The following is a 12,293-nucleotide window of genomic DNA, read 5'->3' on the forward strand; positions in this document are numbered from 1 at the left end:
ACGGTGCGGCGGCAGCCTTTTTGGAACGGGCGCCCGCTGCGCAACCGGCGTCATGCCGCGGCGCGGAGGGCTTTTCCCAGGCATTCGGCGGGCGACGCACCTTCCTGCTGCAACCCGATCAGCTCAACGCCCTGAAGGCCGAGCGGAGCCGCTCGCCCGAGGTTGCCGAGGCCTATCGCCAACTGATCGCGCGTGCGGAGGCCGCGCTGGCGCGCCGACTGGTGTCGGTGACGGACAAGGTGACGATCCCGCCGTCGGGCGATCGACACGACTATCTGAGCATCGCGCCTTATTGGTGGCCCGATCCGTCCAATCCCAAGGGACCGTATGTGCGCCGCGACGGTGAGGTGAATCCCGATCGCGACGGCAACCGCTACGACCGGACCGCGATGGGGCGGATGAGCGGTGACGTGCAGGCCCTGGGTCTGGCGTATTTCTACACCGACGATCCGCGCTATGCCGCGGGTGCGGCGCGGGCGATCCGCACCTGGTTCCTCGATCCGGCGACGGCGATGAACCCCAATGCAAATTTCGCGCAGGCCGTGCGCGGGCGCGAAGATGGCCGGGCGGAAGGGGTGCTCGACACCAATGCCTTTCAACCGGTGGTCGAGACGATCGGCCTGATCGCGCCGGCCAAGGTGCTGACCCCTGCGGACACCGCCGCGCTGGAAACCTGGTTCGGCCGCTACGTCGATTGGATGCAGTCGAGCCGCAACGGGCGGGCGGAGCAGGCCGGGAAGAACAATCATGGCATCTGGTTCGACAATCAACTGGCGCATTATGCGCTGTTCGCGCGTCGCCCCGCAGTCGCGCGGCGCGTCATCGAAGCCTTTCCCAAGCGGCGGATCGCGGCGCAGTTCATGCCCGATGGTCGTTTGCCGGCGGAACTCGCCCGTACGCGCAGCTTCCATTATTCGATCTATGCCCTGACGCCGGCCTATGACGTCGCCGATCTGGGCGAGTGCCTGGGGATCGACATCTGGCATTGGCAGGACCCGAAGGGCAGGGGATTGCGCAGCGCCACCGCGTTTCTGGCCGCCTATCGCGACCGGATGGCGCAATGGCCCTATCGCGAGATCAAACCCGAGCCCGGCATTCTGGAGCCACTGCTGGTGCGCGCCGGCCAGGCCTGGCCCGGCACCTATGCGGCCACGGCGCGCGGATATCCCTTTGCCCTGACCTATCGGTCCAGCGGACCGGTTAGCGCCACATCCGCTGCAGCCGGCATGTGACCCGCGAGGGCATCGGGCAACCGCCGTCACCTGTCGGGAAGCGCTTGCGCATGACACCGGTTCCCCATAGGTTGTCGTACAACAAGTAGAATGGGGAGGGCCGTTAGAGCCATGACGTCGCCGTCGGATACGATGTCCATCGATGCGATCGCCCGCGCGTTCGTTGACGCGCGCCGCACAGCGCGGATGCTGCCAGCGTTTCCCGGCGCCATGCCGCCAGATCTCGCCACCGCCTATCGGGTGCAGGATCGGGCGATCGGGATCGCGACCGGCACCGTCGCGGGATGGAAGGTCGGGCGGATCAATCCCCCGGTCGAGGGTGTCGACCGTCTCGCAGGACCGATTTTTGCGGATACGATCGTCACCGAGACAGACCCACCGACGGCGATGGCGATCTACGCCGATGGCTTCGGCGCGGCGGAGGCGGAGTTCCTGCTGCGTATCGGGGGAACCCCCGACCCGACCAGGACGCACTACGCCATGGAGGATGCGATCGCGCTGATCGACGCCGTGCATGTCGGCATTGAGATTGCGAGTTCGCCCTTTCCCGGGATCAACGCGCACGGGCCGATGGTCACCATTTCCGACCATGGCAACAACAACGGCCTGGTCGTCGGTGCTGCCATCCCCGACTGGCGGGATGCAGACCTCAACGCCTGGCCGGTGACGCTGGCGGTCAACGGCGCCATCGTCGGCGCCGCCACCGCCGCCACCATGCTGGATGGCCCGATCGGTGCGGCGCGCTTTCTGTTCGAGCATGCGGCGGCGCGCGGTATCGCGTTGCAACGCGGCCAGTGGATATCGACGGGTGCGGTGACCGGGGTCCACCCCGTCGCGCCCGGCGATCGGGTCGAGGCGAGGTTCGACCATCGCTACGGCGTCACCTGCACGATCAAAGCCCATTAAGAGGCCGCTACCGGAGAGAGACTATGGCGATCATCGGCCGGACTGGTCCTGATACGATATCCAGCGACGCCCAGATCGCGGCCGCCGCCTCGACGGTCGGGCGCTATCGATGGGTGATCTGCGGGCTGTTGTTTGCCGCGACGGCGATCAATTACGTCGACCGGCAGATGATCGGCGTGCTGAAGCCGACGATCTCGAAGGATCTGGGCTGGTCGGAGACGACCTATGCCGATGTCATCTTCTGGTTTCAGGCGGCGTATGCGCTGGGGTATCTCAGCTTCGGGCGGATCGTCGACGTGGTGGGTGCCCGGATCGGCTATTCGATCGCGTTCGTGATCTGGACGGTGGGCCACATCCTGTGCGGCTTCGTCCATTCCGCCTTCCAGTTTTCGCTGGCGCGGGCCGTGCTGGGGATCGGCGAAAGCGGCAACTTTCCCGCGGGGATCAAGGCGGTGACCGAGTGGTTCCCGGCCAAGGAGCGCGCCCTGGCGACCGGCGTCTTCAACGCGGGGGCGAACATCGGCGCGATCGTGACGCCGCTGGTGGTGCCGTGGATCGTCGTCGACCTGGGCCTGGGATGGCGCATGGCCTTCGTCATCACCGGCCTGTTCAGCCTGATCTGGCTGGTCGCGTGGATCGCCATCTATCGCCGTCCGCGCGAACAGGCGCGCCTGTCGCCGTCCGAACTGGCCTATATCGAAAGCGATCCCGCCGACCCGGCGCAGCCCATCGCGTGGCGGAAGATCGTCCGTTACCGCGAGACTTGGGCGTTCGCGATCGGCAAGTTCCTGATCGATCCCATCTGGTGGCTGTTCCTGTTCTGGACGCCCGACTTCCTCGGCAAGACCTACAACCTCGATCTCAAGAGCTTCGGGCCGCCGCTGATCGTCATCTACCTGATTTCGGACATCGGGTCGGTCGCGGGGGGCTGGTCGTCGTCGCGGCTGATGAAGCGCGGCCTGTCGGCCAATGTCGCGCGCAAGACGACGATGCTCGCCTGCGCGATCCTCGTGATGCCGATCTTCTTCGCGCAATATGCCAGCAGCGTGTGGCTTGCGGTGGCGATCGTGGGTCTGGCGACCGCGGCACACCAGGCGTTTTCCGCCAACCTCTACACGCTACCGTCCGACATGTTTCCGCGCGCGGCAGTGGGGTCGGTGATCGGCATCGGCGGGACGATGGGTGCGATCGGGGGCATGTTGATGGCGAAGTTTACGGGGTACGTTCTGGAAACGACGGGGAGCTATACGCCGATCTTCGCGGTGGCGGGATCGACGTATCTGATCGCGGTGATCGTGGTGCATCTGCTCAGCCCGCGCCTCGCACGGGTGGAGGCGGCATGATGGCGATCGTTCGCGCGGCCGCGCGTCCCGCCGCCTGTGTTCTGCTCCTCGGCCTGGTATCGGCAGCGCCGGCGCCGGCGCTCACCGCGTTTCGCGGTGGTACGGTGGCGATGAACCGGGTGGTCGTCGAGCAGATCCAGCCGCAGGCGGAGAAACTGCTCGTCGGGCTGGCCAAGGACGGGCGCGCCTATCGGATCGACGGTGTTCCGGTGTTCAACGGCAGCGACAAGTTTCTGCCCGGCAAGATCGCGATCGGATTGGTCGATTTCATCGCTGACATGCCGGACGACGATCCGCGGCTGCCCGGATACCTGGCCGATTTCCGGACCATCGCGAAGCTGACGGTGGACGATGCGAACGACAGTTGGGGCATCTTCTATTATCTGACCGCGATCGATAGGCTGCGTGCCCGCGGGCTGCTGGACCGGGCGTTCGACCGGTTGACGCTCGCGAAGCTGAAGGTGCGGCTCGATTGGCGGACCTTCGTCGATACGCAGACGTACGACCTGATCGATCACCCGAACAATTATTATTGCGTCGCCTTCGCCATCGCGCGGCTGCGCACGCAATTGGGGTGGGAGCCGCGCGAGGGGAGCGACCGGCTGTATACCGCGATGGTCAAACATTATCGCGAATATTCGGGCGATTATGGCTTTGCGGACGAGACGGACGGCGAGGGGCGCTTCGACCGCTACAGCGTGCTGCTGGCCGGCGAGATCGCGCAGCGGTTCCTGCAGACCGGCGAGACACCACCGGCGGAGGTGCTCGGCTGGCTGCGCCGCTCGGCCGACGTCATGCTCCAGCGGGTCAATCTGTCTGGCCACGGCTTCGAATATGGCCGCAGCCTGGGGCCCTATGGCGAAACCTCGATCGTCGAAGTGCTGACCGCCGCGGCGGCGACGGGCATCCTTACCCCCGCGGAGCGCGACCTGGCCTATGCCTATGCCTCCAGCGCCGCGCAGCATTACGTCGCCTTCTGGACCGACCCCCGAACGGGATCGGTCAATTTGTGGGACGACGGGCGGCGCACCGATGCCTATCGGGGCAAGTTCCGCATTCTGGGCGAGAATCTGTCGCTCGCGCATCAGTTCGTCTACACCAACGACTGGTGGAACCGCCTGGGCTATCGCGACAAGACGCCGACGCCGCGCTTCGACACGCTGGCCGCCGCGCTGCCGAAGCGCACGGTCACCTGGTTCGCCAAGGGGCGTTATGACCGGGCGCTGGTGACGTGGCGCTTCGGCGCGCGCGTAGTCAGCCTGCCGATCATCAACGGCGGGGAATCGCAGCACGATCACAATCCCTATTTCCCGATCCCGTTTTCGCCGGGGATGCTGGAGGGCGTGGCGGACGGCAGCGTGCCGCTGCTGACGCCGCGGATCACGCTGGGCGACGGGGCGACGCTGATGCCGCTCGCCTATGCGCGCAACGTTCGGGTCGAGACGCGCGGGCGCCACACCATCGTCACCTATGAGCAGGACGAACTCGATCGCATGGGCGGCAAGGGCCCCAAGGCCGACCCGCGGCTGCGCGTCTCCGTCCGCTACGACGTGTCGCCCGGCGTGATCCGCCGCAGCGATACCTATACCCCCAAGGCGCCCATCGACGTGCGAGGGGTGACGATGGCGTTCGGCACCTTCTCCACGCTGCCCAGCAACGGTCCGACCGCGTTCCGCTTCGGGGAGGGGGCGGTGCGCAGCTTTGCCACGCAGGGCTTCGATCGCTGCACCGCTGCGGAGGCGGGCGGCGACGCGGACTATCACACGCCGATCGGTGCGATGCGGACGAAGGTCGCGTGCGCCATGGATGCACGACGGATCGCTGCGCCGTTCACGCTGGGATGGGAAATCCGTTACCGGTGATCGATCGGCGCGCCATGATCGCGGGCGCCGGGTCGCTCGCCTGGGGCTTGCCGGCGCTCGCGGCGGGGGCGTTCCGCGGCGGCGGCGCGGCAGTCCTGTCCCCGGCGGATCGGCGCCGTGTGCTGGCCGATGCGACGCAATGGCTTGGCCGACGCCCCCGCACGATCACGGCCGTACGGGCGCCGCGCAGTCCGGGCGGCCCCCACGATTATTATTCGGAAGCGGATTATTGGTGGCCGGACCCACAGCATCCGGGCGGCGCCTATGTGCGACGCGACGGATTGTCGAACCCGGACAAGTTCGACGCGCATCGCGACGCCATGATCGCGCTGAGCCTGGCCGTACCGGCATTGACCGCGGCGTGGCACGTGACCGGCGATCCCCGCTATGCTCGCCATGCCGAACGATTCCTGGACGCCTGGTTCGTCGATCCGGCGACCGCGATGACCCCCGATCTGCGCTATGCGCAGGCGATCATCGGCGTGAACACCGGACGCGGCATCGGCGTGATCGACACGGTGCATCTGGTCGAAGTGTCCCGCGCGGTGCAGGTACTGGAAGACGGGGGGTACAGGCTGCGGCACGGACCCGCGATCCGGCAGTGGTTCGCTGCCTATCTGCGATGGATGACGACGTCGCCGAACGGCATCGACGAGCGCGACCAGCGCAACAATCACGGCACCTGCTGGGCGTTGCAGGCGGCGGCCTTCGCCCGGCTGACGGGTGACGATGCGACCGTCGCTGCATGCGCCGCGCGGTTTCGCAAGCGGCTGATTCCGCAGCAGATCGCGCCCGACGGATCGCAGCCGCTTGAACTCGCGCGCACCAAGCCCTTCGGCTATGCGCTGTTCAATCTCGACGCCCTGACGGCGCTGGCACACATCGCGTCCACGCCGGGCGACGACCTGTGGCAGTTTACGACGCCCGACGGCCGCTCGCTGGCGAAGGCCTTGGCGTTCCTCTACCACTATATGCGGGACCGGTCGCGCTGGCCGTTCCGGCACGATGTCGAATATTTTGAACAATGGCCGGTGCGCAGCGTCGGCCTGCTGTTCGGCGGGCAGGCGCTGCACAAGGCCGCCTATCTCGACCTGTGGCGCCGGCTGCCGCCGATCCCGTCGGTCCGCGAAGTGATCCGCAACGTGCCGCTGCGACAGCCGGTGTTATGGGCCTGACGGTCGAGCGCGCTCGCTTGCCCGTGGCAGGAACGTGGTGTCGTCCATCGTCCATCCTGCGACTGACGCGCGGGGGCCGATCGCCCTCACAAGGGGGCTGATGCCATGACCGGCACACGCGATCGTGTCGGTTCCATTCAGATGGACGTTTTGCAACTGGCGTTATCCCGTGACGGGGTACTCGGGCTGTTGGCGAAGCGGGACGATCTGTCGCCATCCCCCCCGCCGCGCCGCAGGGATCGCTACCGCGAGCTATTCGACTTTCTCGAACGCACAGGCTGAAACTATCGGGATATTCCGCCAAGCCGGTCCTGCCTACTCTCCCCTCAACACCCGCCAAGTCGCTTGAAAACAGGAAGGAAAGCAGGATGCCGAAAGCCACCTCGCCCCCCGGCGCCTCGCTGCTCTCGGCGACGGACCACAGACTGCTCCTGATCGATCTCCAGTCGCACATGGCTTTCGCCATCAAGGCGATCGCACCGGAGCTGCTGCGCAACAACGCCGCGCTGCTCAAGCGCGCCGTTAAGGCGTTTGGCGCGCCGAGCACTCTGACCACGGTCTCCGAAAACAGCGTTTCCGGCCCGATGTTCGACGCCTTCGAAGGCGGCCACGCCTGATCCCCTCTTTCAACGTCAAGACGCGAAAGGAACGACCCATGACCTATGTGACCACGCAGGACGGCGCCGAGATCTTCTACAAGGATTGGGGCCCCAAGGACGCGCAGCCGATCGTCTTCCATCATGGCTGGCCGTTGTCGTCGGACGACTGGGACACCCAGATGCTGTTCTTCCTCAACGAGGGCTACCAGGTCGTCGCCCACGACCGGCGTGGGCATGGCCGCTCCAGCCAGATCGGCACAGGTCATGACATGGACCATTATGCCAGCGATGCCGATGCGGTCGCCCGCCATCTCGACCTGACCAACGCGGTCCATATCGGCCATTCGACCGGCGGCGGCGAAGTCGCCCGCTACGTCGCGCAATATGGCATCCCGCAGGGCCGCGTCGCCAAGGCGGTGTTGGTCAGCGCGGTGCCGCCGATCATGGCCAAGACCGAGGCCTATCCCAACGGCCTGCCGATCAGCGTCTTCGACGGCTTCCGCGACGGCACCGCGGCCAACCGCGCGCAATTCTTCCAGGATGTCGCCGCCGGGCCGTTCTACGGCTTCAACCGCGAAGGCGCGACCGTGCAGCCGGGCGTGATCGCCAATTGGTGGCGGCAGGGTATGATGGGCAGCGCGCAGGCACATTATGCGGGCATCAAGGCCTTTTCGGAGACCGATCAGACCGACGATCTGAAGGCGATGACCGTGCCGACGCTCGTCCTGGCGGGCGATGACGATCAGGTCGTGCCCTATCATCAGGGCGCGGAGTTGCAGGCCAAGCTGCTGCCGAACGCGACGCTGAAGATCTACCCCGGTTTCAGCCACGGAATGCTGACCGTCAACGCCGACGTCATCAACCCCAACTGCTCGCCTTCGTACGCGGCTGATCGAACTGCGGGGAGGCTGTTTGACGAAACCCAATCGTCTCTTGCTAGAAGCAGGTCTGCTTCGTCTACAGCCTCCTCGACGTCAAATCGCTCGCGCCGCCGGTCATCGCGCTGGTCGGATTGTTCGGCATCCTGCTGGGCAAGCAGGCGGTGCCGGTGGCGCGGCACTCGACCGGGGCCGCGCCCAGCACGGTCACGGCTGCGGACCACATGGCCTAATGCCACCCGCCGCCAGACGCTTGTCGGGTTGGCGGCCACCGCCGCGTCCCCCTTGTTTGCCACCGATAAGAATACGGCCATGCCCGACCTGATCCTCGTCAACGCCAAGGTCACAACCGTCGATCACGAAAACCTCGAGGCCCAGGTGATCAATGCGGGCAGCCGCACATGTGCTTCCTACGACCAGGCCGACAGATCGCCGCCCGCCGGCACCGTCAGTTCCAGCACCATGATCGCGATCACACCGTCGGTGAAGGCCTCCAGCCGCCCGGTGTTCATATCTCGCCCAGTCCCGGCATATCGCGATCCGCCGCGCCCGCCTCGACGAATTGCTGGAGTAGCCAGGATGCGGCGGGGCCGGGCGGCAGGTCGCGGCGCCAGACGCCGGCGAAGCGATACATGCCGCCCGGATGGTCGGGCATATGCAGCCGGACCAGCGCCCCCGTCGCCAGATCGGCCTCGATCAGCGACAAGGGCATATTCCCCCAGCCGATCCCCTCGCGCAGCAGCGAATGCTTGGCGCCCAGGTCGGCGAGCCGCCAGGTCCTGGGGCTCATCACCGAAAAGTCGCGCCCCTCGGTGAAGCGCGACCGATCGGTCAGGACCAGCTGAATATGATCGCGCCCCGCGCCCGGCGGGATGCGCTCCATCCGGGCGAGCGGATGATCGGGGGACGCGACGGGCACCATCGGCAGCGCACCTGCGCCGATACATTCCACCCCCTCGATCCCCGCCGCGACCGGGCCGGAAATGCCGATCGCCGCCGTCTGGTCCAGCACCATCGCAGTCACGCTGCCGAGCGCCTCGACATGCAGGCGCAGCGACACGGTGGGAAATTCGGTGCGAAACGCGCGCAGGATCGATCCCAGCCGGGGCGCAGGCAGCATCACGTCGACCGCCAGATTGACCTCGGCCTCCAGCCCCTCCAGCAGCCCCTTCACCTTGGCGCGCAGCCCGTCCACGCCCTCGCCGATCGCGCGCGCTTCGGCCAGCACGGCGCGGCCCTCGACCGTCAGCACCGGCTTCTTGGTCCCCTCGCGGTCGAACAGCCGCACGCCCAGCTGCGCCTCCAGATTGGCGATTCCATAGCTGATGACGGACACCGCCCGGTTCAGCCGCCGGCCCGCCCCCGCAAAGCTGCCCGTATCGACCACCGCCAGGAAGATCTTGATCTGGTCGAAGGTCGGAAAGCCGGGGTTCGCCATTTCAAGTCCATCGAACGTTTATGCCTGATTTATCTCACTGAGCAGGCATGTCGGCAAGGCCTATATCCGGGACAACAGACGGGCTGATCCGCCCGATTTCAAGGAGATAGATGATGATCGAGGTTCGTCCCTTTGCTGGTCTGGGTGGTGCCGATCATGGCTGGCTGAACGCCAAGCACCATTTCAGCTTCGCCGATTATTACGATCCCGCCCGAATGAACTGGGGGAATCTGCGCGTGTGGAACGACGACACGATCGCCCCCAAGACCGGCTTTCCGCCGCATCCGCACCGCGACATGGAGATCATCACCTATGTCCGCGAAGGCGCGATCACGCATCAGGACAATCTGGGCAACAAGGGCCGCACCGAGGCGGGGGATGTCCAGGTGATGAGCGCCGGCACCGGCATCACCCATTCGGAATATAATCTGGAGGATGTGACGACGAAGATCTTCCAGATCTGGATCGTGCCCACCGCCAAGGGCGACAAGCCCAGCTGGGGCGCGCGGCCCTTTCCCAAGGGCGAGCGGGCGGGGCAATTCGTGACGCTGGCCTCGGGCTTTGCCGAGGATGCGGACGCGCTGACGATCCGCACCGATGCCCGGATCGTGGCGGCGACACTGAAGGCGGGCGAGACGGCGGAATACTCGCTGGGCGCAGACCGGCGCGGCTATCTCGTCCCCGCAACCGGTGCGGTCGAGATCGAAGGCCAGCGGGTCGGCGCACGCGACGGCGCCGCGATCGACCGGACAGAGACGCTTCGGGTCACGGCGATCGATGACAGCGAGGTGATCCTGGTCGACGTTGCCTAAATCAGGTTGGCGAGGATGCGGTTAGAACGACCGCGATCCTCGCCAATGCGCGATGGTGAACGTGGAGCCTTGATCGCTGCGCGGGCATTTCCAACAATGCGGCTCCATCGATCGAGACGCGCAGGCCAAACGCCAATATGTCATCCGATCGCTTGGTGGCCCGTGGCTTTGCGGAATTGTCTGGACTGACAACGTCCTAAACACGGCCGTGCAAGATGCTGTCGACTCGCAATAGCATTGCGCTTATGGGCGGTGCTATGACGGGGCAGGGGATCGATCAGGCTGCGGCGATTATGGTCGAGCGCACGATGAAGCACGATCGGGTCGTCTCATGCCGGACTTGGCCCGCCCTCCGGAGGTGCGCATCGCTACGCGCTGGATTCGATGGGTTTTCGGCCTCGACGGTTGAGGGGGCAGATCGCGACAGTGGCGCGGTTCGTCCGCATCGATGATCCCCATGCGGCGCCGATGACCGACCGACCCGGGCGCATTCTGGCGCTGTTCGCCGGTCAGCGCCGCCGACTGATCGGTGAGGCGGTGCGGTTGACCGGCGATACGGCATCGGCGGAGGATATCGTTCAGGAGGCCTGGATTCGCCTGTCGAAGGGAGCCGCAGGAACGCGCATCGACGCCCCGGTCGGCTATGTCAGCCGGGTCGTGCGTAACTTGGCATTGGACGAATATCGCCAACGGCGGCGACGCGAGCAAGTGACACTTCCGGCTCCCGAAGGCGACCGCGATATGCCGGACGGCGAGGCGGTGAGTGTCGAGCGGGCGTTGATGGCACGGGAGGAACTGGCGCTGGTAACGGCCGAATTGGCGCGGATGCCAGCCCGGATGCGTCGCGCGGTAGAGCTTCATCGGGTATCCGGGGCCCCGCTGCGCGAGATCGCCGCCGAGTTGGGCGTGTCGGTCACCACCGCCCATGGGCTGGTGACGCAAGGTGTCGAGCGGTGCCGCAAATGCCTGGAGCGGACGCGGCAATGACCGACGAACCAAACACGGGAGCGCGCGGCTCGTCCTATCATCCTCAGCGCGGAGACGGGGACAGGGTGATCGCAGACGCGGAGTGTCGGCGCCAGGCGCTCGACTGGATGATCCTGTTGCAGGAGCGTCCCGACGACGGCGAGGTGCGAGCGCGCTTTTGGCAGTGGCGGCAGGCGCCTGCGTGCGACGCGGCGTGGCGGGATTTGGATCATGTCGGGGATGTGCTCCGTCAGGCATGGCACGATCGCCCCGCCTCGTTCTCCGATGCGCCACGCCGGTGGAAGAGGACGCTGCCGGTTGCGATGGCGGCCTGTCTTGCGGCGATCTTCGCCGGGCAAGTCGTGCTGCCGACCGCCCGTGCCGATCTCGCGACCGAGACCGGCGATGTGCGGCGCGTCCGTCTGGCCGATGGCAGTCGCGTGACGCTGGCGCCCGACAGCGCCATCGCGTTCGACGGCGCACGGCAGGTCAGGCTGCTGCGCGGCACCGGCTTTTTCGAGGTCCGGCACGACGCCGCCCATCCGTTCCGCGTCCAGGTGGGCGAGGCGGTGGTGACCGACCTAGGCACCGCGTTCGAGGTTCGACGCGATCACGATGGCGCGCGCATTGCGGTACGGGAGGGACGCGTGCAGGCGTCGTGCGAGCATCGTTCGATCGACCCGAGCGACATGCGACCGGGCGACGTCGTGGCCTTGGACTGCACGACCGGCCGTGCCGTGACATCGTCCGTCCCGCTATCGGCGATAGCGACGTGGACGCACGGCCAGCTCGTGATCGTCGATCGTCCTTTGGGTGAGGTCGTGGCCGCGCTGCGTCCGTGGCATCATGGGCTGCTCCTGGCGCGGGGGAGCGGTATGGCGCGCCACGTCACGGGCGTTTACGATCTGCGTCACCCCGACCGGGCTCTGGCGGCCATCCGCCAAGTGCATCGCGCGACGGTGTGGCAGGTCACGCCCTGGGTCACCATCGTCACCGCCAGCTGAGCGACCGTTTTCCACCATCGGATAAAAAGTGCCGAAAATCCCCCGGCGACGTTCGTCTACTCAATGAATGAGAATGAT

The 12,293-nt window shown here is 66.4% G+C and carries 10 protein-coding genes and 2 pseudogenes; 11 read left to right on the top strand and 1 reads right to left on the bottom strand.

The window, feature by feature from the left end; genetic code table 11:
• Nucleotides 1-20 precede the first annotated feature (20 nt).
• The 8 genes and pseudogenes from GGR47_RS02505 to GGR47_RS02540 form a co-directional block, all read left to right on the top strand.
• On the top strand, nucleotides 21-1,232 hold the full coding sequence (locus GGR47_RS02505; RefSeq protein ID WP_147034813.1) for an alginate lyase family protein: 1,212 nt from the start codon (nucleotides 21-23) through the stop codon (nucleotides 1,230-1,232).
• Nucleotides 1,233-1,343: 111 nt separating this feature from the next.
• On the top strand, nucleotides 1,344-2,138 hold the full coding sequence (locus GGR47_RS02510; RefSeq protein ID WP_147034812.1) for a 2-keto-4-pentenoate hydratase: 795 nt from the start codon (nucleotides 1,344-1,346) through the stop codon (nucleotides 2,136-2,138).
• A 23-nt stretch (nucleotides 2,139-2,161) separates the two neighbouring features.
• Nucleotides 2,162-3,481: an MFS transporter gene (locus GGR47_RS02515; RefSeq protein WP_147034811.1), complete on the top strand. Its 1,320-nt coding sequence runs from the start codon at nucleotides 2,162-2,164 to the stop codon at nucleotides 3,479-3,481.
• The gene (locus GGR47_RS02520; RefSeq protein ID WP_244304923.1) at nucleotides 3,478-5,343 is read left to right on the top strand and encodes a hypothetical protein; all 1,866 of its coding nucleotides are present in this window, start codon (nucleotides 3,478-3,480) and stop codon (nucleotides 5,341-5,343) included. The genes GGR47_RS02515 and GGR47_RS02520 overlap by 4 nt, the downstream gene beginning before the upstream one ends.
• Nucleotides 5,340-6,518 carry an alginate lyase family protein gene (locus GGR47_RS02525; protein ID WP_147034810.1) on the top strand — a complete coding sequence of 393 codons (1,179 nt, stop codon included), beginning with the start codon at nucleotides 5,340-5,342 and terminating at the stop codon, nucleotides 6,516-6,518. Before GGR47_RS02520 ends, GGR47_RS02525 begins: the two co-directional genes overlap by 4 nt.
• Nucleotides 6,519-6,886: 368 nt before the next feature.
• Nucleotides 6,887-7,135 carry a cysteine hydrolase family protein gene (locus GGR47_RS02530; RefSeq protein WP_147034809.1) on the top strand — a complete coding sequence of 83 codons (249 nt, stop codon included), beginning with the start codon at nucleotides 6,887-6,889 and terminating at the stop codon, nucleotides 7,133-7,135.
• 38 nt (nucleotides 7,136-7,173) lie between these two features.
• Nucleotides 7,174-8,009: pseudogene (locus tag GGR47_RS02535) on the top strand (alpha/beta fold hydrolase).
• A 54-nt stretch (nucleotides 8,010-8,063) separates the two neighbouring features.
• A pseudogene (locus GGR47_RS02540) lies at nucleotides 8,064-8,228 on the top strand (DUF1427 family protein); the annotation flags it as partial.
• A 275-nt stretch (nucleotides 8,229-8,503) separates the two neighbouring features.
• Here GGR47_RS02540 and GGR47_RS02545 read toward each other — a convergent pair.
• Nucleotides 8,504-9,433, bottom strand: a complete 930-nt coding sequence (locus tag GGR47_RS02545; protein WP_147034808.1) for a LysR family transcriptional regulator — start codon at nucleotides 9,431-9,433, stop codon at nucleotides 8,504-8,506.
• A 113-nt stretch (nucleotides 9,434-9,546) separates the two neighbouring features.
• Between GGR47_RS02545 and GGR47_RS02550 the strand changes: the two genes are divergently transcribed.
• The 3 genes from GGR47_RS02550 (at nucleotide 9,547) to GGR47_RS02560 (ending at nucleotide 12,215) form a co-directional block, all read left to right on the top strand.
• Complete coding sequence (locus GGR47_RS02550; RefSeq protein WP_147034838.1) at nucleotides 9,547-10,245, top strand: pirin family protein; 699 nt, start codon at nucleotides 9,547-9,549, stop codon at nucleotides 10,243-10,245.
• A 426-nt stretch (nucleotides 10,246-10,671) separates the two neighbouring features.
• Nucleotides 10,672-11,232, top strand: coding sequence for a sigma-70 family RNA polymerase sigma factor (locus GGR47_RS02555; RefSeq protein WP_244304922.1), 561 nt, complete (start codon nucleotides 10,672-10,674; stop codon nucleotides 11,230-11,232).
• 65 nt (nucleotides 11,233-11,297) lie between these two features.
• Nucleotides 11,298-12,215 carry a FecR family protein gene (locus GGR47_RS02560; RefSeq protein WP_244304921.1) on the top strand — a complete coding sequence of 306 codons (918 nt, stop codon included), beginning with the start codon at nucleotides 11,298-11,300 and terminating at the stop codon, nucleotides 12,213-12,215.
• Nucleotides 12,216-12,293 lie beyond the last annotated feature (78 nt).

The sequence above is a fragment of the Sphingomonas aquatilis genome (assembly GCF_014196115.1).
GTDB lineage: Bacteria > Pseudomonadota > Alphaproteobacteria > Sphingomonadales > Sphingomonadaceae > Sphingomonas > Sphingomonas aquatilis.

Bases quoted from the DNA above. Each gene is read 5' to 3' on its own strand.
- GGR47_RS02510 (WP_147034812.1), top strand. From the start codon at position 1,344: ATGACGTCGCCGTCGGATACGATGTCCATCGATGCGATCGCCCGCGCG.
- GGR47_RS02515 (WP_147034811.1), top strand. From the start codon at position 2,162: ATGGCGATCATCGGCCGGACTGGTCCTGATACGATATCCAGCGACGCC.
- GGR47_RS02520 (WP_244304923.1), top strand. From the start codon at position 3,478: ATGATGGCGATCGTTCGCGCGGCCGCGCGTCCCGCCGCCTGTGTTCTG.
- GGR47_RS02530 (WP_147034809.1), top strand. From the start codon at position 6,887: ATGCCGAAAGCCACCTCGCCCCCCGGCGCCTCGCTGCTCTCGGCGACG.
- GGR47_RS02545 (WP_147034808.1), bottom strand. From the start codon at position 9,433: ATGGCGAACCCCGGCTTTCCGACCTTCGACCAGATCAAGATCTTCCTG.
- GGR47_RS02550 (WP_147034838.1), top strand. From the start codon at position 9,547: ATGATCGAGGTTCGTCCCTTTGCTGGTCTGGGTGGTGCCGATCATGGC.